The organism is Pseudomonas sp. 910_23 (genome assembly GCF_052850795.1).
In genome coordinates, this window is sequence record NZ_VXCZ01000023.1 from 96,660 (window position 1) to 117,788 (window position 21,129).

General features: G+C 57.1%; 14 protein-coding genes. 10 read left to right on the forward strand and 4 right to left on the reverse strand.

Features of this window, described 5'->3' with window-relative positions:
- Positions 1–221 precede the first annotated feature (221 nt).
- The 3 genes from FW800_RS24005 to FW800_RS24015 all read left to right on the forward strand — a co-directional run bounded on the left by FW800_RS24005 (position 222) and on the right by FW800_RS24015 (position 7,296).
- On the forward strand, positions 222–2,612 hold the full coding sequence (locus FW800_RS24005) for a type I restriction-modification system subunit M (RefSeq protein ID WP_446438595.1): 2,391 nt from the start codon (positions 222–224) through the stop codon (positions 2,610–2,612).
- 4 nt (positions 2,613–2,616) lie between these two features.
- Complete coding sequence (locus tag FW800_RS24010; RefSeq protein WP_446438596.1) at positions 2,617–3,951, forward strand: restriction endonuclease subunit S; 1,335 nt, start codon at positions 2,617–2,619, stop codon at positions 3,949–3,951.
- Positions 3,952–4,278: 327 nt separating this feature from the next.
- A complete protein-coding gene (locus FW800_RS24015; RefSeq protein ID WP_446438597.1) occupies positions 4,279–7,296 on the forward strand; it encodes a type I restriction endonuclease subunit R in 3,018 nt (1,005 codons plus the stop codon).
- 469 nt (positions 7,297–7,765) lie between these two features.
- Here the strand turns inward: FW800_RS24015 and FW800_RS24020 are convergent, their stop codons facing one another.
- Positions 7,766–8,569, reverse strand: coding sequence for an HNH endonuclease (locus FW800_RS24020; RefSeq protein WP_446438598.1), 804 nt, complete (start codon positions 8,567–8,569; stop codon positions 7,766–7,768).
- Positions 8,570–8,946: 377 nt separating this feature from the next.
- Here FW800_RS24020 and FW800_RS24025 point away from each other — a divergent pair, with 377 nt between their 5' ends.
- The 4 genes from FW800_RS24025 (at position 8,947) to FW800_RS24040 (ending at position 12,751) form a co-directional block, all read left to right on the forward strand.
- Complete coding sequence (locus tag FW800_RS24025) at positions 8,947–9,468, forward strand: isochorismatase family protein (protein WP_446438599.1); 522 nt, start codon at positions 8,947–8,949, stop codon at positions 9,466–9,468.
- A gap of 346 nt (positions 9,469–9,814) precedes the next feature.
- Positions 9,815–10,069, forward strand: coding sequence for a DUF6124 family protein (locus tag FW800_RS24030; protein WP_446438600.1), 255 nt, complete (start codon positions 9,815–9,817; stop codon positions 10,067–10,069).
- 106 nt (positions 10,070–10,175) lie between these two features.
- Positions 10,176–11,201 carry a hypothetical protein gene (locus tag FW800_RS24035; protein WP_446438601.1) on the forward strand — a complete coding sequence of 342 codons (1,026 nt, stop codon included), beginning with the start codon at positions 10,176–10,178 and terminating at the stop codon, positions 11,199–11,201.
- Between the two features lie 116 nt (positions 11,202–11,317).
- Positions 11,318–12,751, forward strand: a complete 1,434-nt coding sequence (locus FW800_RS24040) for an ArnT family glycosyltransferase (protein ID WP_446438602.1) — start codon at positions 11,318–11,320, stop codon at positions 12,749–12,751.
- Between the two features lie 15 nt (positions 12,752–12,766).
- Here FW800_RS24040 and FW800_RS24045 read toward each other — a convergent pair whose 3' ends face one another.
- Positions 12,767–13,255 (reverse strand): TIGR00645 family protein, encoded by a 489-nt coding sequence (locus tag FW800_RS24045; RefSeq protein ID WP_005791582.1) that lies wholly within the window; start codon positions 13,253–13,255, stop codon positions 12,767–12,769.
- Positions 13,256–13,417: 162 nt separating this feature from the next.
- On the opposite strand from FW800_RS24045, the gene FW800_RS24050 reads away from it, so the two are divergent.
- Entirely contained in the window at positions 13,418–15,241 is a 1,824-nt protein-coding gene (locus tag FW800_RS24050) for a hypothetical protein (RefSeq protein ID WP_446438603.1), read from the forward strand.
- 6 nt (positions 15,242–15,247) lie between these two features.
- Here the strand turns inward: FW800_RS24050 and FW800_RS24055 are convergent, their stop codons facing one another.
- Complete coding sequence (locus tag FW800_RS24055) at positions 15,248–15,565, reverse strand: PA4575 family protein (protein WP_005791586.1); 318 nt, start codon at positions 15,563–15,565, stop codon at positions 15,248–15,250.
- Positions 15,566–15,864: 299 nt separating this feature from the next.
- The gene (locus FW800_RS24060) at positions 15,865–18,303 is read right to left on the reverse strand and encodes a Lon protease family protein (protein ID WP_446438604.1); all 2,439 of its coding nucleotides are present in this window, start codon (positions 18,301–18,303) and stop codon (positions 15,865–15,867) included.
- Between the two features lie 265 nt (positions 18,304–18,568).
- Between FW800_RS24060 and FW800_RS24065 the strand changes: the two genes are divergently transcribed.
- Positions 18,569–19,057, forward strand: a complete 489-nt coding sequence (locus FW800_RS24065) for a DUF3015 domain-containing protein (RefSeq protein WP_003194274.1) — start codon at positions 18,569–18,571, stop codon at positions 19,055–19,057.
- Between the two features lie 92 nt (positions 19,058–19,149).
- Complete coding sequence (locus FW800_RS24070) at positions 19,150–21,003, forward strand: Lnb N-terminal periplasmic domain-containing protein (protein WP_446438605.1); 1,854 nt, start codon at positions 19,150–19,152, stop codon at positions 21,001–21,003.
- Positions 21,004–21,129: the final 126 nt, after the last annotated feature.

Consider the following 21,129-nt stretch of genomic DNA (forward strand, 5'->3'; position numbering starts at 1 on the left):
ACGAAAGTGCAGGGTAGTTGATCGCGATATCGCTCTGTACGCTCTCCAATATCTGGTCACGTCGTCACTGTAGCCTGTCGGACTGGGCCCAGTCCGCTTGCATCTCCGCTGCCAAAAGCGCGGCTGCATTGGTTAAGATGCGCTCCTTAGCTTGCACAGGGGTGCGGTACAGCCGCCCTACCAGCGCTGCTATTCAGCGCTTTGATTTGGAGTATTTGCAGTTGAACCACGCGGTCCACAACAAACTGGTTTCATTTATCTGGTCGATTGCCGACGACTGCCTGCGCGACGTGTATGTGCGCGGAAAATACCGTGACGTCATCCTGCCTATGGTGGTGCTGCGCCGGCTCGATGCCCTGCTGGAGGCGAGCAAGGTCAAGGTAATGGAAGAGCTGGCCTTTCAGCAAAAAGAAATGAGCCAGACCGAACTGGACGACAGCGCCCTGCGTGCCGCTTCTGGTTATGTGTTCTACAACACCAGCAAGTGGACGCTAAGCCAACTGCAGAAGACCGCCACCAACAATCAGCAAATCCTCCTGAGCAACGTTGAGGAATACCTCGACGGCTTTAGCGACAACGTCAAAGACATCATCCGGCGCTTCAATCTCAAGTCGCAGATGCGTCATATGGCCAGCAAAGACGTGCTGCTTGACGTACTGGAAAAATTCACCTCGCCCACCATCAACCTCACCCCGCACGACAGCGAAGACCCACAAGGCAACCGCCTGCCAGCCCTGAGTAACCTGGGCATGGGCTATGTGTTTGAAGAGCTGATCCGCAAGTTCAACGAGGAGAACAACGAGGAAGCCGGCGAGCACTTCACCCCGCGCGAAGTGATCGAGCTGATGACCCATCTGGTCTTCGACCCGATCAAGGACCGCCTGCCCACCGTGATGACCATCTACGACCCGGCCTGCGGCAGTGGCGGCATGCTTACCGAGTCGCAGAATTTTATCGAAGAAAAATACCCTGACTCGACCATCCAGCGTGACATTCACCTCTACGGCAAAGAGATCAACGACGAGACCTATGCCATTTGCAAGTCGGACATGATGATCAAGGGCAACAACCCTGCCCACATCCGCCCCGGCTCCACCCTCTCAGTGGACGAATTCGCCGGCAACCGCTTCGACTTCATGCTGTCCAACCCACCGTACGGTAAAAGCTGGGCCAGCGAGCAGAAGTTCATCAAAGACGGCGGCGACGTGATCGACCCGCGCTTCAAGGTCAGCCTCGCGGACTACTGGGGCAACGTCGAGATGCAGGACGCCACCCCACGCTCCAGCGACGGCCAGTTGCTGTTTTTGATGGAAATGGTCAACAAAATGAAGGCCCCCGGCGAAAGCGGCCTCGGCTCGCGCATCGCCTCGGTGCATAACGGTTCCAGCCTGTTTACCGGCGACGCCGGCGGTGGCGAGAGCAATATCCGCCGCTACCTGATCGAAAACGACCGGCTCGATGCCATCATTCAGTTGCCCAACAACCTGTTCTACAACACCGGCATCACCACCTATATTTGGCTGCTCTCCAGCAACAAGCCGGCGCAGCGCCGAGGCAAGGTGCAACTGATCGACGCCAGCCAGCTGTATCGCAAACTGCGCAAAAACCTCGGCAACAAAAACTGTGAATTCGCTCCCGAGCATATCGAGCGGATCTCCCAAACCTACCTCGACCTGGCCAGCATCGACCGCCCGGCCGGTGGCGACGGCATTGCCGCACAGGTGTTTGATAACCGCGACTTCGGCTATCACAAGGTAAACATCGAGCGGCCAGACCGGCGCAAGGCGCAGTTCAGCGCGGAGCGCATCGAAACCCTGCGTTTCGACAAGGCTCTGCGCGAACCCATGCAATGGATTTACCAAATGTGGGGCGAGTCGGTGTACCAGGACGCCACCTTGGTCACACATGAAAAAGCAATCCTCACCTGGTGTGAAGAACAAGGCCTGGAGCTCAACGCCAAGCAGCGCAAAAAGCTGCTAAGCCTGGAAAACTGGGCCAAGCAGTCCCTGCTGGTCACAGTAGCCAACTACCTGATGCAAGCCATTGGTAGCGAGGAGTATGACGACTTCAACCTATTCGCCAAACAGGTGGACAAAGCGCTTAAACAACTGAGCAACGAGGCCGGCATCAAGCTCGGTGCCAGCGAGCGCAATCAGATGCTCAATGCAGTGAGTTGGTACGACGAAAACGCCGCCAAGGTCATCCGCAAGGTGGAGAAGCTCGACCGCGCCGAGTTGGCCACCCTGCTGCAGCGCCTGGGCTGCAACGAGGCCGAGCTGCCCGACTTCGGTTACTACCCCAGCGACAAGACCGGCGAATGGATTACCTACGAATCTAACAGCGATATGCGCGACAGCGAAAGCATCCCACTGGCCGACGCCATCCACCGCTTCTTCAAGGCTGAAGTGCAGCCCCATGTGGCGGAAGCCTGGATCAATCTGGAGTCGGTAAAGATCGGCTACGAGATCAGCTTCAACAAATATTTCTACAAGTACCAGCCACTGCGCAGCATGGACGAGGTGGCGCGGGAAATTGTGACGCTGGAGCAGCAGGCTGAGGGATTGATTGCAGCAGTGTTGGCTGTAGACGTAGCTGTTATGCAGGAGCGCTAACCTGATGAGCCCATTATTTTCGATTCGCTACGGAGCTTATAAAAATTCCGGTGAAGGTTGGCTCGGTGAAGTTCCCAGTCATTGGCATGTTGTAAGGTTGAAATCTCTATTTCGTGAGAAAAAGCATAGAAGCAATATGGCGCTTCCTTGTGGTGCAATAAGCTTTGGCGAGGTTGTTCATAAAAACGATGAGATGATTCCCGAACTAACAAAGAAGTCTTATCAGGAGGTCCTGTCAGGAGAGTTCCTAGTAAACCCCCTTAATCTTAATTATGACTTGGCTAGCCTTAGGATAGCCCTTTCTGAAATTGATGTAGTAGTGAGCGCTGGCTATATTATTCTGCAGGCCTCAGCGCTTATTGACAGGAAGTACTTTAAGTATTTGCTGCACTGTTACGATGTAGCTTATATGAAACTGCTTGGATCTGGAGTTAGGCAAACCATAAGTTTCGGGCACATTTCCAGTAGTCTTCTTCTGTGTCCGCCGCTTAAAGAGCAATCTGCTATTTCTCGATTCCTTGGTATTAAATGCGCGCAAATTGACCAAGCAATCCAGATCAAAGAGCGCCAGATCGAACTTCTTAAAGAGCGCAAACAGTTACTGATCCAACAAGCCGTAACCCAAGGTCTTGATCCGCGTGCCCCCATGCGCTATTCCGGCGTCGACTGGATTGGCGATGTCCCGGCGCATTGGGTGATTAAAAAAATTCGTTATCTTGGAACCACCCAAAATGGGATAAGCGCCGGAGCGGAGTTCTTCGGTCATGGACACCCATTTGTTAGCTACGGCGATGTATATAACAACGAAGAGCTGCCAGAATTTGTCTCCGGCCTAGCGAACGCTTCAGCTGCCGATAGAAGCCAATACTCGATTGAGCGTGGTGATGTACTATTTACAAGAACATCTGAAACCGCCGAAGAAATCGGCTTTGCTTCTACTTGCTTTAAAACAATAACTAACGCAACCTTTGCGGGCTTTTTGATTAGATTTCGCCCCAAGATAAACATTTTATTTGAAGGCTATTCTAAATATTATTTCAACGCACCAATGCTGCGCGCCTACTTCGTCAAAGAAATGAGTATTGTAACAAGGGCATCCCTAAGTCAACAGCTCTTAAAAAACATGCCAGTACTATTTCCTCCAGCTGAAGAACAAAGAGAAATTTATGATTTCTTAGAGCGCGAGACTGCCAAGTTTAAGATGGCGATTGAGATTCAAATTCAGCAAATTGGGACTCTCAAAGAATACAAAGCCACCCTAATCAATAGCGCTGTCACAGGTAAGATTAAAGTGCCGGAAATAGTGGAATCGCCAATGCAGAATATGGAGTTGGCTTGATGAATGCCCAACAGCACCTGCAGCGTTTTTTGAGGGCAGCGGTAAAAGCGAGCTGGTTATCGCAGATGAATCGTGCCCAGTGACAGGCTGTGAACTCATTTGACTAAACAGATAGATCTGGGCGAATAAACCGAGCCGTTAGACATTCAGCAGATTATCAACCGCCCTATTCATGGCTATGATGCTAGTAAAAATAATGAGTTAGTGAAAATTCAGCTGTATGACGACGAATTTCTAACCTCAATTGGCTGGATATTTTTAAACATTCACACTGCGCGCCGGGCTCGCCTGGCAGCGACAAGAAGGGACAGGCACAAGGAAGCCGGCATGGTAAGCAAGACCAACGAACAGGCGCTGGAAGCTAGCATCGAGAAATACCTGACCGGCACTTGCCTAGAAGAGCAGACGGTGGTCCGTGACAGCGCGGTGCTCGTGCCGGCGGGCCTCAACCACGGGTATCAACTGGGCCGCGCTCAGGATTTCAATGCCCGCTATGCCGTGGATAGCCGTTGCTTGTGGCAATTTCTTGAGGCCAGCCAGGGCGATGATTTGGAACGCCTCAAGCAGCGCTACGATGATTGGGATTTGCGCATCCTCGAACGCTTCGACCGGCTGGCGAAGAAATACGGTGCGCTGCACCTGCTCAAGCGCGGCCTGGCCATCGACGATATGCACTTCAACCTGATGTACTCCGCGCCGCTTGCCAGCAGTTCGGAGCGGGTCAAACAGCAGTTTACGGCGAATATCTTTAGCAGCACCCGCCAGGTGCGTTACTCCCTGAGTAATCCGCTGGAAGAGATCGACCTGGTACTGTTCATCAATGGCTTGCCCTTCGCCACGCTGGAGCTGAAGAACCCCTGGACGGGCCAAAACGCCCGTTATCACGGGCAAAAGCAGTACAAGCAGGACCGCGACACGGGCCAGCCGCTGCTGCAATTCGGCCGCTGCCTAGTGCACATGACGGTAGACACCGACGAGGTCTACATGACCACCAAGTTGGCGGGTATCGCGACCTTCTTCCTGCCATTCAACAAGGGCCATAACCACGGGGCTGGCAACCCAACCAACCCCGCCGGGCACAAAAGCGCCTACCTGTGGCAGGAGATTTTCAGCCGCGAAAGTGTGGCCAATATCATCCAGCACTTTGTGCGCCTGGACGGCAACAGCAAGATGCCACTGGCCAAGCGTACGCTGTTCTTCCCGCGCTACCACCAACTGGATGTGGTGCGCCGCCTAGTGACGCATGCCAGCCAGCATGGTGTGGGTCAGCGCTACCTGATCCAGCACTCAGCCGGCTCGGGCAAATCGAACTCCATCACCTGGGCGGCCTATCAGTTGATAGAAACCTATCCGGCTTCGCTGGAGGTTGTCGGCGCGCGCGCTCTAGATGTGCCGCTGTTCGACTCGGTGATTGTGGTGACTGACCGCCGCCTGCTGGACAAGCAATTGCGCGAGAACCTACGCGAGTTCTCCGAGGTGAAAAACATCATCGCTCCGGCGCTGAAGTCCTCTGACCTCCAGCGGGCGCTGGAGCAGGGAAAAAAAATCATCATTACCACCATCCAGAAATTCCCGGTGATCGTGGATGGCATCGACGACATGGCCGGCAAACGCTTTGCCGTGATCATCGACGAGGCACACAGCTCGCAGGACGGTAGCAGCCACGGCACGATGAACAAGGTGATGGGCGGCGACGAGCAAGACGACACTCAGGAGAAGATCCTCAGCGCCATCAAGAACAGCAAGATGCGCGGCAATGCCTCGTACTTTGCCTTCACCGCCACGCCGAAGAACAGCACGCTGGAGAAGTTCGGCGAGCAGCAGGCCGATGGCCGCTTCGCGCCCTTCCACCTGTACTCGATGAAGCAGGCCATTGAAGAGGGCTTTATCCTCGATGTGCTGGCCAACTACACCACGTACCGCAGCTACTACGAAATTCAGAAGTCCATCGAGGACAATCCGCTGTTTGACACGCTGAAAGCACAGAAGAAGCTACGCGCCTATGTCGAACGCGACCAGCAGACCATCGACGTTAAGGCTGAGGTGATGCTGGAGCATTTTATTGAGCAGGTGGTCACGCCGAAAAAGCTTAAGGGCCAGGCCAAGGGCATGGTCATAACCCAAAACATCGAAGCCGCCATCCGTTATCACAAGGCCATCAGCCGCTTGCTGGCAGCGCGCGGCAACCCGTTCAAGGCGCTAATTGCCTTCTCCGGCGAAAAATTGGTTGATGGTATCGAGTACACCGAAGCCGGCATCAACGGCTTCGCCGAAGCGGATACGCGAGACAAATACGACACCGACGAATACCGATTGCTGGTGGTGGCCAACAAGTACCTGACAGGCTTCGATCAGCCTAAGCTGTGTGCCATGTACGTGGACAAGAAGCTGCAGTACGTACTCGCTGTGCAAGCCCTGTCGCGCCTTAATCGTGCCGCGCCGAAGTGGGGCAAGAAGACCGAAGACCTGTTCGTTCTGGATTTCTTCAACCAGGTGGAGGACATCAAAGCCTCCTTCGACCCGTTCTACACGGCTACCAGCCTGTCCGGAGCAACGGATATCAATGTGCTGCACGAACTCAAGGACCAGCTGGACGAGGTCGGCGTCTACGAGTGGCCGGAAGTAGAGGCATTTGCCACGCAGTATTTCGACAATGTCGATGCTGAAAAGCTGGCTGTGCTGATCGATATCGCCGCTGAGCGTTTCGACGTGGAACTAGAGCTAGAGGATGAGGCCAAGGTCGATTTCAAGATCAAGGCCAAGCAGTTCGTGAAGATCTACGGCCAGATGGCCTCGATCATGCCGTACGAGATTGTGGCCTGGGAAAAGCTGTTCTGGTTCCTCAAGTTCCTGATCCCGAAACTCAAAGTGCAGGACAAAGACGCCGACGAAATCGACGCTCTGCTTAACTCGGTTGACCTCGCGTCCTATGGGCTGGAACGGGTCAAGTTGAACCACAGCATTGCGCTGGATGACACGGAAACCGAGCTGGACCCAGCCAACCCAAATCCGCGTGGGGTACATGGTGTTGAGCAGGAAAAAGACCTGCTTGACCAAATCATCCAGAGCTTTAATGAGCGTTGGTTCCAGGGCTGGGGCGTGACCACGGAAGAAAAGCGCGTGAAGTTCCTGAGTATTCTAAAGGGCATTCAGGAACATCCGGACTTTGAGCCAAAGTACCAAAAGAGCCAGGACGAAGACCATCGTGCACTGGCGTTCGAGAAGATTTTTGAGGAAGTAATGCTGATACGCCGCCGCCAGGACCTAGAGCTTTACCGGCTGGTAGCCAGTGATGAAGCGCTCAAGTCTTCGTTGCAGCAGAGCATCAGGGGCATGCTGGGCTGAGATATGTGCAAGCTCGGTGTGTCTCAGTATGTCCGGTCCATACAGCTAACGCCGTCACGCCCATTCGCTTGGAGCTTTAACCCCGAAGCTCTGGCGGAGCGTAACTCAAAAATGACCGTCCATCGAAAACCAAACCACGCAGCATTCCAGCTGGTATTCCAAGGAATTTATCAGATCAATTATTAGCCAATAAAAACAGCAGGCTACAGAGCCCTTTCAACTTACCCCGGCAAAGACGTCTATGGACGTCTTTTTTTTGTGACTGAAGTCCAGCAAATAAGGGAGGAAATAAATCCGCCTCCTTCCTCCAGACCCATTTCCAGTGGGATAAAAGGCGGCTACCTATACTCCGCGCAATACCTTGAGAGCCAACTTGCCGGGTACCGTAACGGCTAATGGGTCCGCCGGTAGGATGTCACTACCCAGGGTTCAGCCTTACAAAAAATCGTAGGCTGAACACAGTAGAAAACTAAGGTTCGATTACCCATCGCCCGCGCAACATGCCTTTCAGCTCATCAACGCTCAGCGTCATATCCCTCTTGCGATGGACCACGGCGTGACAGTTGGCGCACAACGTAACGAGGTCAGTCTCAGGATTCACAGCTTTCTCACCACCAAAGTCCGAAATCGGCACTATATGGTGAACGTGAATGAACCCCTTCGCGTGCTCGCCGTACGCCTTTTCGAAATCAAAGCCACATGCCTTGCAGTCAAGCCCGTGGATAGCAATGGCCTTCACCCTCAGATCTTTCCGGCGTTCGTAACGGGTTCCAAAGTAACTTGATTTGCTGCCTTCATTGGCCGATTCAAAGGTTAATGGATCACCTTCGGAATTTGGCGCGACCTGGTCAGCCTGGGGAGACAGGAGCTTCGCATGACTTAGGATTGCACCGTAATCCAGTTGGGAAATGGACCGAACCCCGTCACGCCAATAGTTGTTCACGCGAGTAGCGGGGATCGTCTCCAGGTACGCTCCGTTAATTTTCGAGGGGATAGCGCCTTCAAACGGAGTGAAGTTTTCGATCAAAGCAAAAAGGTCACCCTTATCACTCCTCTGGTCTGCGTAGACCTTGCCGATGCGTGCCATACCAAAATAATGCGGATCGGCGCTGAGGCGGGCAGAAGCAAAGGTTTTGTCCTGGATGCGTCCTTTGTAATAGATCACTTCGGTTCCCTCAGCAAGCCAGGCTTGGTACCGCTTGGGGAAGTGATAGACAGCACCGGTCTCGTCTTGCCATTGCGATGTGTCGTTTTCAACGATGACTGCGGGCATTCCATTTCCTCTCGACTGATGGCAAAAGCCTACCAAAAATGAGGAAACTTCTTACAAAATATTCCTACTCAACTTTTTAAGATTCTTATTCTTTATATAAATTAATAAGATGAGAAAGCTTTTCAGCTTCCCCTGGCATCAATAAAAAAGACGCCCAAGGACGTCTTTTTTGTACTTGGCATTCCATCAACCACGATGCTAGTGTCGCCCCATGACTACCTATTGCCTCACCTCAACAACCACCACCACGACCGCTTCAAGCGGAGCGTGCGAGGTTTCGTGAGCCACTAGCAAACGAATTTCAAAGGCCCGCCAGCGATGGACAGGGCCTTTTTTATGCCCTTGTGTCGCTGGTTCACACGCAAGGAGATGCACCTATGTACGCCCTGTTGATACTGGATATCCAAGTCGGACTCATCCACGGCCCGGAAAAACCCTGGCGCTGCGACGAACTGTTGGAAACACTCAATACCCTGATGGACAAGGCCCGCAGCGCAGGCGCGCCGATTTTTCTCGCACGTCACATCGGCCCCGTTGGCTCGCCAATCGAATCGGGCAGCCCGCTTACGCTGGTTGCAGAGGAACTGAAGTTGCTGGGTGGGGAAGTGGTGTTCGAAAAGCGCCGGCCAAACGCTTTTGCAATGACTGACCTGGCTGACAATCTGCGCTCTAGCGGCGCCACCGGCGTGGTGGTCACCGGGATGAAAACGCAATACTGCATCGACAGCACCTGCCGTGCCGCACGTGACCTTGGCTTCGATGCGGTGCTTATCACCGACGGTCATACCTGTTCCGACACGCCCTTGATGAAAGCCGAGGCCATCGTGGCTCATCACAATGCCACGCTCAACGGGCCGTTCTGCCAGTTGGTTCGGGCTGAGGACTGGAGCTTTAAGTAAAGCCCGATGTTGGGGAGAGCCCACCAGAGCCAGGCTTCGGAATTTTCCCGCAAGATACCGCGCTGTTGATGAACTAGCGCACTCCAACCAACAAGCCTAGCCTCCCCCTGTCGCTGCAAAATCAGCGACCGGGTTTAGCAGCTCGGTTAATATCAAGGCCTGCAAAGCCACCATCCGTTCGAGCGATGCTTTCTGCATCCGCTGGTTCGTGTCATGGCGGCTGTGCGTGGGGCACTTTCGGGTGCGCCGGGTTCCTTGATTCCTGGTCTGCTAACCCGCGTACGGTCGCCACCCTTTTCGTTTAGCAGCGATGTCTGGCGACTCCATCAATCAAGGAGTTTCAGCCATGAAAAAAATCACCCCCAATCCCCCAACCACCCTCTTCATCCTCGCCGACGACATCCACCCCGAAACCCTGCTAATCCAAGCCAGCGAAACCCTCGCCTCCCTCAACGCCATGACCACCGACCTGGCTTTCGAACTTGAAGGCGCGCACCGCCACAAGTTGCTGGCTGCTCAGCAGTTGATCGTTCTGGGTGAGCTATTAGTAGAACGCGTCTTGAACACCCATCCATTCACTACCCATCCGCCACAACCCTAAAACACGAAAACGGGCGAGTTGCCTCAGCGCATCTCGCCCGCTGGCATCCCCTCATACTTCCCATTACCCTGACGGCCTTTATCAGACAACCGGAAGTCAGATACCCGTGTACAAGCCCTTCGCCGTCATCGCCCTCACCGTCATGCCCTTACTCGCCACCGCTACCGAGTTGGACGGGGTCTGGCAAGGCACCTTGGGCAAGTCCGCTATCACCGTCTGTTTCAACGGCGCCGACGGGGAGCATGGCAGTTATTACTACCAGCGCATCCGTACCCCGATTCAACTGAGCCAGGCCAACGACAACGCCCCTTGGGTAGAGGAAGGAAACACCGGTTTCTGGGCCCTGCAAAAACCTCAGGCCGATACCCTTTCGGGTGCCTGGAGCAAAACCGATGGCGGTACGCCGCTGCAACTGGCCCTGCACCGCATTGGTACGGACGGCTGCGGCAGCGATGCCTATAACGCGCCCATGGAAGCCGCGCCGCTGCCGATCAAGACCGAGAAGAAGACTTTCCACAACCATCCCTACCTGCTCAAGACCCAAGGCCCCCGCGTCACGCTCAAGCTGGAGGGAGACAGCTTAGCGGTGCAGAAGATCAACCAGCAACTCGCCGCTCTGGCCGTCAATGACGAAGATCTAACCGACTATTTTTATGAGCGGCGTGAATACCTGGGTCGAAACGGCTCGGTCTATACCAGTGAGATCGAGGTTGAGCCCGCCTATTGGTCATCGCAATTTCTCACCGTGCGGTTCTACCGCTGGGCCGCAGGCCAAGGCGCCATGGGCATCAGTTGGGGCCTGCACTCCTGGAACCTGCAAACCGGTGAATCGGTTGACCCATGGACCTGGCTCGGCGGCCATCAGCAATGGTATGACGCCTATTCCGGCCACTTGAAGCTGCCGGCCGCCTTCAGCACTTGGCTGGCCAAGCAAACCACCACCGACGAGGGCTGCCCCGCGATCACCGATTACTCCAACTTTCACCTCAGCTTCAACACCCAGGGCCTGCAACTCTCGACACCTGCCAATGGTGACGGCTGCGACAACGACTTGGTCTTCACCTGGGAGCAGTTGGAGCCGGTGCTGACCGCACAAGGCAAAGCGGCAGTGCCCAGCTTGAAAATGCCCTGACGTGCCCGAGAAAAACCCCGTAGCCGTTCACCAAAGGTTAAGAATCGCGCTCGTATACTCTCTGACTACCCATGACCGGTCGCCCGATCGGTCTCATGCCCCGGTAGCCAGATTCCATGACGCGTCCCGCTCCCCTGCTGCTCCTGCTTGCTGGTCTGTTGTTCTTCTTCGCCCTTGGCAACCACGAGCTGCAAGGCTCCACCGAGGCTCGGGTGTCCGGGATCGCTATGGCGATGCATCTGGACAATGACTGGGTGGTGCCGCGCCTGTTTCGCGAGCCCTTCCTGGAAAAACCACCCCTGAGTCTGTGGCTGGATGCCGGTGCGATTCGCCTGTTTGGCGCCAGCACCGGGGCGGTGCGCCTGGCGTCGGCGTTTGCCGGGTTGTTCAGCGTGATGCTGTTGTACGGGATGCTGCGTCGCTTCGGGCGGCCGCAGACGCTGGCGTTCAGTGCCGCACTGATTCTGGCGACCATGGCCAGTTACTGGGGCAATGTGCGCGGGGTGGGTGAGGATTCGTTGCTCAGCCTCGGCGTAACCACGGCCTTACTGGCGTTTTACCAGGCTGTGCGGCCCGAGCGCGATGGCTCCAGTGTGTGGGCGTGGGCGTTGTTTACCGCTGGCATGGTCATCGCCACGCTGAGCAAGGGTGTGTTGGGCCTGGCGCTGCCGGGGATCGTGATCTTTGTGTACCTGCTCAGCACCAGCCTGATGGATAAACGCCTGCGCATCGGTGACTGGCTCAAGCCGGCGCTGTTCACGCTGCTGGCCTTGGTGCCGTTGCTGATCTGGTTGGGGTTTCTGTTTCAGCGCGGCGGGATGCAGGCGGTGGGCGAGGTGTTGTGGACCAATAGTGTCGGACGCTTCAGCGGCTCGTTTGTGGAAGCCGGGCATTACGAACCTTTCTACTATTACCTCGCGAAACTGCCCGAAGCCTTTCTGCCCTGGAATATCCTGGTGTACCTGGGCTTGTGGCATTTCCGTAAAAGCCTGGTGCGCAACCGCTATCGCCTGTTTTTCAGCGTGTGGCTGGTGGCGCAGTTCACCCTGCTGACCCTGGCTTCCAGCAAACGCACGGTGTATTTGATGGCGCTGACGCCAGCCGCGGCGGTGTTGGCCGCCGAATATGCGCGGGTGCTGCTGGAGTGGGCCAAAGACCACAGGCCGGCGCTGTACCGCTACCACCGGCAGATCATCGGCGGGGTTTTCACCCTGGCCATCGCCTGCTACCTGAGCGCAGCGTTCTGGTTTGCACCAAAAGCCGATGTGCGCCACTCCTTCGTGCCGGTGATCAGCCAGGTCCAGACCCTGCAAGACGAAGGCCGAACGGTGGCGATGTTTCAGCCCAACGAGCGGATCGCCGGCGCCAGCGTGTTCTACCTGCAAGCCTACCTGCCGATCCTCAAGACCGAACCCGAGTTGCGCGCCTTCCTCACCGCCAAGCCCGGTAACGTTGCGCTGACGGACCACACCGACCGACTGAAAGAGCCGGTCACGGTGATCAAGCAAATGGCGATCAACCGCCAGCCTTACTACTTCGTCGAGCAGTAAGGCCGGCGCGGGGCATCAGTGCTTGGTGAGCTTGTCCAGGTAGCCCATGGCGAACGCCGAGACCACGAACGTCATGTGGATGATCACGTACCACATCAGGTGTTGCGGATCGACGTTCTTGGCGTCCATGAAGATGCGCAGCAGGTGGATGGAGGAAATCGCCACGATGGAGGCCGCCACTTTCATCTTCAGCGACGAGGAGTCCATGGTGCCCAGCCAGTTGAGCTTTTCCTTGTTTTCATCGATATCCAGCTGCGAGACGAAGTTCTCGTAGCCGGAAATCATCACCATCACCAGCAAGCCGCCAACCAGGGCCATGTCGATCAACGACAGCAGCAACAGGATCACTTCCGCTTCCAACATGGTGAAGATGTTGGGAATCACGTGAATGATTTCCTGGAAGAATTTCAGCGCCAGGATCAGCAAGCCCAGGGACAGCCCCAGGTAGATCGGCGCCAGCAGCCAACGCGAGGCGTACATCGTATTTTCGATAAAGCGTTCCATTGAATCTCACACAGCTTGGCTAAAAATGGCGCCGAGTATACCAGCCGCCACCCGGCCCCTGTCACCGCGAGAAAACTGACCCAAGTGGCATCTGTAAGAGAATTTTTCTGCTAGTGTCGAGGCCATTAACTCGGCTCGATGATGTCGGACAGGAAAACTCAGATGATGGATGTGCGATCCCCTTTGGCCACTCTCGGCCTGTGTGCGGCGTTGCTGATGGCCAGCGGCTGCTCCCCCAAAGAAGAGCAGAAGCAGGCGACCCTCGAAGAGAAAACCGCGAAGTTCGAACAGTCCCTGGACACCATCCAGGACCCCAAGCTGCGCGATGCCATCGCGGATCTGGGCGGCTCGCTGCTGTTGCTGGAACGTGCGCGCCTCAAGCTCGCCACCAAGCCCATCGAGGCCGAGTACGGCGAAGACACCCTGGCCTTGCTCAAGCACTACCCCACGCCCCAGGCTTTGGTGGACACCTATATCAACGGCCTGTTCGTGCTGCGCAAAAGCTCTCATTCGGACTATCTGACGGATTTGCAGCCGGTCTTCCCGTTCAATTTCAACGCCCCTGACCAGTTCCCCTTCCCCCATGGCCTGGAATGGCAGTCGGTGACACTGAGCAACAACAAAGTCATTCCCTTTCAGCCGGAATGGTCGGAAACCGACCCGGGCATCCAATTGAGCCCCAGCAGCTCCAACCTCACCAACCCCGATGACCTGACGGTGACCTACCCGTTTATCGAAGGTATCGAGACGGAAAACAAAAGCCAGCCGCAGCCCGTCAGCCTCAAGGGCGCGGTTGAAGTGATCACACCGGGCAAGGTGCTGACGTTCAACCTGACCAAACAAGACGTGGGCCATAAACGCACCGACGGCAACATCACCCTCAACCTGCTGACGCTGGAAAAGAACTACGCCGAGATCGAGCTGACCAACAGCGCCCCCCTGGCCGCAGACGTAGGCGACGAATCACCGAACCCTTTGCTGGTGCAGGCGCGGGACATTACCGGGCAATTTCTGACCCGTTCGGGCTCGATCAACGAAAGTGCCGCGCAAGTGGCGTTCTATGAGAAGCAACTGGCTGAAATGCACAAGCAAAAAGCCTGGTCCGACGCCTTCGAGAAACAGCTCACCGATGAGCAAAAAGCCTTCGAACACAAGCAAACCAGCCATTACGCCAAGGTGTATTTCAACGGGCTGATCGACAACCTGCAGGTCAATGTCCTGGATTTCTCCCAGGCCACGGTTACCCACAAAGACCTGGATCTGCCGGTATTACGCTTCGACAGGAACAGCCTGCAAACCACGGTGCAGGCCCTGCCGATGCCGGTCACGGTGTATGACGACGACGCCGCCAGCTGGCTCAAAGATGCCTCGATGACCGAGGACCAACTTAAAAGCAGCGTGACCATCAGCCAATCGACCGAAGACGCCAGCGCCGCGAAAATCATCTTTGACCACCCTTTCACCTTCAACGACGACCTGGTCGGCGCCGAGCGTAACAACAGTGATGCGCCTATCACCTTCTTCACCGCCGACGACAAGGGCGAGCGCGGCGAGCCCATCGAGCTGCCGACCGAGGCTTTCGAGCTGAACGCAGTAAACGGCACACTGACTTACGACCTTAATCTGTTCCCGGAGACCCCGGCGTTTGTGGTGGGCTCGGTGCCGCTGTTCCTGGCAACTATCGAGAAAGCCGTGATTGATGTCGCCAAGCTGCCCAAGGGCCTGTCGCTGAAGGACAACGCGCTGATCGTCGATCAAAAGGACTTCCCCTCCGACAGCTGGCGCTTCTACGCCAAGGACGCCAGCGGCAATTACCTCAAGGAAATCCTCAATGTCAGCCACCGCGCCGAGGAGTACGGCACCGCGCTGTTCGACGTGCATTACTTCTACGGCCAGCCGACTACGCTGGAGAGTTACCAGCGCACCGACCTGAGCACCGTGCAGTACGGCTTCGAGGTCAAGCTGGACAAACCAGAAAGCAAATAGCCGGCGCTAAAGGGCCAACTGCTCCTGGCCGCCATTGAGTTGGCGCAGATGGGCTTGCAGGTGCAGGCACCAGATCTGCGGCTCGTCCATTTGCTCGTAGCCATGCAAGGTCAGGCTATCAACGATGGTGCCCAGCATTCTTTCGGCCACGAAGGGCCCATGGAACGGGCCCTGGGATTTGATGGTGGAAGGCTGCTCGCCCGACATCCCGGCGGCAAACAATAGCGTCCACATGCCGTTATCCCCGGCGAGGGGGCGAATGGAGCATTCGATACGGGTGACCAGGCCCAAGCACTGGCGGGTAAGGCAAAGGTTGCGCGACATGGCGGCGCCCCTCGGTAGATCGGTGTTCAGCCCCAGCGCAAGGCGAGGCTGTTTCTATCCTGCGACTCCTGTGGATATCCCTGACTCTGAGAATAGAAGAAAAACACCACAAACCAAGGTTGTAGGGACCAACGGGCGTCGGTCCCTGAGGATAGAGTCAATTTTGTGGCATAAACAATTCTAGATGTGGGAGGGGGCTTGCTCCCGATTGCGGTGTGCCAGTCTAAGTAATTTTGACTGACCCACTGCTATCGGGAGCAAGCCCCCTCCCACATTTAATTCCCATTGAGCTTCAGGGATCAGCTTGGCTTGGCTTCTGCCAACGCCTGCTGCGCCAGCTCCTTCTCCGCCTCCTTCAGATCTTCCTCACTGATCATCTCGGCAATCGCCCGCAAGCGCTCCACCACCCGCGCATTCACGGTGCCTTCCGGGAACTGCCCCTCGGCGTCCGGCTCACCGGCATCCTCGCCCACCAGCAGGCTCAAGGCCTCATCCGCCTGGCGCACCGCATAGATGTGGAATTGCCCGGCACGCACGGCCTGCAATACCTTCTCTTCGAGCATCAGCGTGGCCACGTTGGCTTGAGGGATGATCGCCCCCTGCTCACCGGTCAGCCCGCGTGCTTCGCACAGGCGGAAGAAGCCTTCGATCTTCTCGTTGACCCCGCCCACCGCCTGCACTTCACCAAACTGGTTGATCGAGCCGGTGATCGCAAAGCATTGCTTGAGCGGCGTCTTCGACAAGGCCGAGATCAAGGTGCACGCCTCACCCAGGGACGCACTGTCGCCGTCCACATAGCCGTAGGACTGCTCCAGGGCGATACTCGCAGAGATCGCCAGCGGGAATTCCTGGGCATAGCGGCTGCCCAGGTAACCGGTGAGGATCATCACGCCCTTGGAGTGAATCGGCTGGCCGAGGTTAACTTCGCGCTCGATGTCGACAATGCCGCTGCCACCCGGGTACACCGTGGCGGAAATCCGCGCCGGCACGCCGAATGCCGAGTCGCCCACTTCCAGCACCGTCAGGCCGTTGCACTTGCCCACAGCGGCGCCGGCGGTGTCGATCAGGATGACGCCGGCGAGCATGTCGTCGAGAATCCGCGCCGACACGCGGCCGGTACGCGTGGCCTTGGCCTTGAGGGCGCGCTCGATATGCCCGGCATCGGTCATTTCGTCGCCGGCCAGGTGGCGAATGAAGTCCGCCTCGCTGACCAACTGGAACAGGTCGCCAATACGCGCCGACAAGCGGCCCTGATGTTCGGCCAGGCGTGCGCTGTAAGTCGCCAGGCGCGCGACCGCATCCGAGGTCAGCGGCGCCATACCTTCTTCCGAAGTACGAGTTTTGAGCAACTGGGCGAACTGCTCCAGGCTCTCGTCGACCATCGGGATGTCTTCGTCGAAGTCCACCAGTACGCGGAACATCTCCTGGAAGTCCGGGTCGGCGTCTTGCAGCGCGTAATACAACTGGCGCGAGCCGATGATGATCACCTTCACCTGCAAGGGGATCATTTGCGGGTTGAGGGTCACGGTGGCCAGGCGGCCCAGTTCGCCCAGGGGCGACTCCATCTTCAGCTTGCGCGATTGCAGGGAACGCTTGAGGGCATCCCATACAAACGGCTCGCTGAGCATTTTTTCGGCTTCCAGAATCAGGAAGCCGCCATTGGCGCGGTGCAAGGCGCCCGGACGCAACTGGCGATAGGTGGTGTAAAGCGCGCCCTGGTCGGTGCTGTATTCGATACGGCCGAACAGGTTGTCGTAGGTCGGGTGCGGTTCAAACACCACTGGCGCACCACCGTTGACCGGGTGACCCACCACCAGGCTCGGGCAGTACTGCTCTTCAAGCAGCTTGCGCGCCTGGGCGTCGGTCTTGGCGTCGTCCACCAGTTGCTCGACCACGGTTTTAAGCAGGTACACCTGCATCGCTTGCAGGTAGCCGCAAACGCCGGCGTTTTCTGCATACTTTTCCGACAACGGTGCCAGCAACGGCTGCAGGGCCAGGGTGATGGTTTCTTCGTTGAACTGGCGCAGCTGGTTGTTGGACTCGCGCTTCCACTGCGGCAGGCTGGCCAACTCTTCGTTGAGGCGCTCTTCCAGCTCGGAAATATCGTTATGGAAACGCTCGCGATCGGCTTCCGGCAGCTGCGAAAACTCGGCTTCGTCCAGCGCCTTGCCGTCGAGCATCGGCGTGAAGGCGATGTTGGAGCTGTCGCGGTACAACGCCACGTCTTTTTCCAGCGCCAGGCGTTCGATCACATCCAGCGCCTTGTCGTAGCGCTGATTGAAGGCCCGGTCGATGGCGCTTTTGCGCTGTTGATAAGTGGGGTGTTCAAACACTGCCGGAAAGGTGGCCACCAGGTTGTCGACCAACCCGTTGATATCGGCGATAAACGCCGCGGCGCCGCCCCCTGGCAATTCCAGGGCGCGGGGCTCGCGTGGCTCATCGAAATTATTCACATAGACCCAGTCCGCCGGGGTCTGCAGGCGTTTGCCTTCGGCTTTGAGGTAGCGTTTGACGAACGAAAAGCGGCCGGTGCCGGGCTCGCCCATCACAAACACGTTGTAACCGGGGCGTGGCATGGCCACGCCGAACTGCAAGGCTTCAACCGCACGCTCCTGGCCAAGCACACCGCGAAAGGGCTCCAAATCATTGGTGGTCGAGAAGCTGAACTGTTCAGCGGAGAAAGGGCGAGTCAGCGCTTCGGGCGCTAGACGCAAGCTGGCAGCAACAGGATCAGGCATCGGGCTTCCTTACATCAGGCGGGGCAGATGGGGGCATTCTGGCTCCGGGTTGAGCGCTCTGGCAAGGCGCGCTTTCGGGAAAGCATAGCCACCGCACGCGTCCTACAAAAAAATCGCCTGAGACTTAATGTTTATAAAAAAACACGGAACCCTAGGAACGTGCCTAAACTCCAAACTGCGCGGGTTGGACTAATAACTGGCCCCTAGGGTGCTGAGAAGCACCTGAACCCTTGTCCATTGGTTTGCACACAAAGAGAACAAAGCTATGAAACGGATCCTTCTTGGTACTCTCTTCACCGTCGTCTCCCTCAATGCAATGGCAGAAGCACCAGGTGGCCCGAACTGCGGTTGGGGCAACATGTTGTTCGAAGGCCAGCGCGGTACTCCGGCTCACTTCCTCGCTTCCACCACCAACGGCACCTCGGGTAACGCCACCTTCGGCATGACCTCGGGCACCAACGGTTGCAGCACCAACAGCGCCCTGACCTACGGCGGCAAGTCCTGGATTGCCATGAATGGCATGATGAACGAGCTGTCCGAAGACATGGCCAAAGGCAACGGCGAAGCACTGACCACCTATGCCGTGGTACTGGGTGTTGCCCCGGAAGATCGCGATCACTTCGCGGCCGTGACCCACGAGCACTTCCAGCAGATCTTCAGCAAGGCTGACGTGACCGCTGACGACGTGCACAACAACACCATTGCTGTACTGAAAAGCGATGCCCGTCTGGCGAAATACGCTACCCAGGCTTAAGCTCGACCCGCCCGCGTCTTTCGAGGCGCGGGTTTTATTTTTTCGACCTGCCCCCCTTGGGTCTTTTTTTCAGTCCGACTTAAGTAGCCCCCATGCTCAAACGCCTCGCTTGCCTGGCTCTCTTCGCCTGCGCCCCGCTGCATGCGGCACCGCACCTCGACGATCAACGTTTGCAGCAACTGGCCAATGACCCGTTCTGGCTGTCGCTGGGGCATTACGAAGCCGGCAAGATCGGTGGCTGGCGCAGCTATGTCAGCGACAAGAAATTCTTCCTCGCCGCCGACGGCGCCCATCACCCGGACGCCGAACTCAAGGCCACCGTGCAAGCGCTGTATGCACCGGCCAGCCTGGGTGAGAAGCACGCCCAGTGTGTGTACCCCGCACGTACCCGCTGGCTCAAGGATCAGTTGCACCTGACTGACCTGCCCGCCCTGGACTGCAAGGAATTCACCCAATGGTTCAAGGACGTCGCCCCCCATAGCGCGGTGATGATCTTCCCCGCGGCCTATCTCAACAGCCCGTCGTCGATGTTCGGCCACACTTTGCTGCGGATCGACCAGGCAGATGTGCAAAGCAACAACACTGCGCTGCTCAGCTACGCGATCAACTTCGGCGCCTATATCGAAGGCTCCGACAACAGCATCCTGTATGCCTGGAAGGGCCTCATGGGCGGCTACCCCGGCCTGTTCGCCCTGGTGCCCTATCAGGAGAAACTCTCCGAATACCGCAGCCTGGAAAACCGCGACCTGTGGGAATACCGCCTGAACCTCACCGAGGTCGAGACCAAGCGCATGGTCGAGCACGTGTGGGAACTCAAGCAGATCCAGTTCGACTATTTCTTCTTCGACGAAAACTGCTCCTATCGCCTGCTGGAACTGCTGCAAGTGGCCCGCCCCGGCCTGCGCCTGACCGAGCAATTCCCCCTCACCGCGATCCCTACCGATACCGTCAAGGCGGTAAAGGACGCAGGCCTGGTGGAAAAGATCGACTATCGCCCCTCGCGTGAACGCGAACTGCTCGAACGCGCCAAGCCGCTGGACGGCGATGAGCAGCAGTGGGTGTTGAAAGTCAGCGATGACCAGAAGCAACTGCAAGAGCCCGCATTCAAGGCCCTGCCTCGCGAGCGCCAGGCGCTGATCATCGACGCCGCCTACCGCCTCGGCCGCTACCGCGCCAATGGGCTGGAACGCGACACCGAACGCTCCCAGCGCAGCTTCGAACTGCTGCGGGCGATCAACCAGAACCCTGCGCCAGACCTCAAGATCACGCCGCCTGGTTTGCCGGAAAACGGCCACCAGTCACGCACCTGGCAAGCCGGCATCGGCACCCGTGGCGACAAAGCCTTTGGTGAATATGGCCTGCGCATGGCCTATCACGACCTTAACGACAACGCCGAAGGCTTCCCCCTCGGCGCCCAGATCGAAATCCTGCAAATGAAACTGCGCCAGTACGAAGGCAATCACTGGCAGTTGCAGCAACTGGACCTGGCCACCATCCGCTCGCTGACGCCGCGTAACGCGCTGCTGCAACCCTGGTCATGGCAAGTGACTGGCGGCCTGGAACGGGTACCGGGCAAGCACGACGACGAAACCCTGGTCGCCCACGTCAACGGCGGCGCCGGCGGCACCTGGCAACTGAGCGACGACATGCTCGGCTTCGCCCTTGGCACCGTGCGCGTGGAACACAACAACGATTTCAGCGAAGCCATCTCGCCCGCCGCCGGCTTCAACACCGGCGTGCTGTGGAAAAACCCACTGGGCAACCTGAGCCTGGAAGCCAAGGGGGATTTCTTTACCAATGGTGAAGTGCGGCGCAGCATCAGCCTCAACCAGCAGTGGGAACTGTCGCGCAACCTGGGCCTGCGCCTGAGTGCGCAGCGTGAATACAGCCACTTATCCACGCCCGTGAATGAAGTGATGCTTGAAGTGAAGTGGTACCACTACTGACATAGGCCTGGCGAAGATCAAAATGTGGGAGGGGGCTTGCTCCCGATTGCGGTGTGTCAGTCTCAGTATTTTTGACTGACCCACCGCAATCGGGAGCAAGCCCCCTCCCACATTTTGTTAGCATTG

Bases quoted from the DNA above. Each gene is read 5' to 3' on its own strand.
- FW800_RS24010 (WP_446438596.1), top strand. From the start codon at position 2,617: ATGAGCCCATTATTTTCGATTCGCTACGGAGCTTATAAAAATTCCGGT.
- FW800_RS24015 (WP_446438597.1), top strand. From the start codon at position 4,279: ATGGTAAGCAAGACCAACGAACAGGCGCTGGAAGCTAGCATCGAGAAA.
- FW800_RS24020 (WP_446438598.1), bottom strand. From the start codon at position 8,569: ATGCCCGCAGTCATCGTTGAAAACGACACATCGCAATGGCAAGACGAG.
- FW800_RS24025 (WP_446438599.1), top strand. From the start codon at position 8,947: ATGTACGCCCTGTTGATACTGGATATCCAAGTCGGACTCATCCACGGC.
- FW800_RS24030 (WP_446438600.1), top strand. From the start codon at position 9,815: ATGAAAAAAATCACCCCCAATCCCCCAACCACCCTCTTCATCCTCGCC.
- FW800_RS24040 (WP_446438602.1), top strand. From the start codon at position 11,318: ATGACGCGTCCCGCTCCCCTGCTGCTCCTGCTTGCTGGTCTGTTGTTC.
- FW800_RS24045 (WP_005791582.1), bottom strand. From the start codon at position 13,255: ATGGAACGCTTTATCGAAAATACGATGTACGCCTCGCGTTGGCTGCTG.
- FW800_RS24050 (WP_446438603.1), top strand. From the start codon at position 13,418: ATGATGGATGTGCGATCCCCTTTGGCCACTCTCGGCCTGTGTGCGGCG.
- FW800_RS24055 (WP_005791586.1), bottom strand. From the start codon at position 15,565: ATGTCGCGCAACCTTTGCCTTACCCGCCAGTGCTTGGGCCTGGTCACC.
- FW800_RS24060 (WP_446438604.1), bottom strand. From the start codon at position 18,303: ATGCCTGATCCTGTTGCTGCCAGCTTGCGTCTAGCGCCCGAAGCGCTG.
- FW800_RS24065 (WP_003194274.1), top strand. From the start codon at position 18,569: ATGAAACGGATCCTTCTTGGTACTCTCTTCACCGTCGTCTCCCTCAAT.
- FW800_RS24070 (WP_446438605.1), top strand. From the start codon at position 19,150: ATGCTCAAACGCCTCGCTTGCCTGGCTCTCTTCGCCTGCGCCCCGCTG.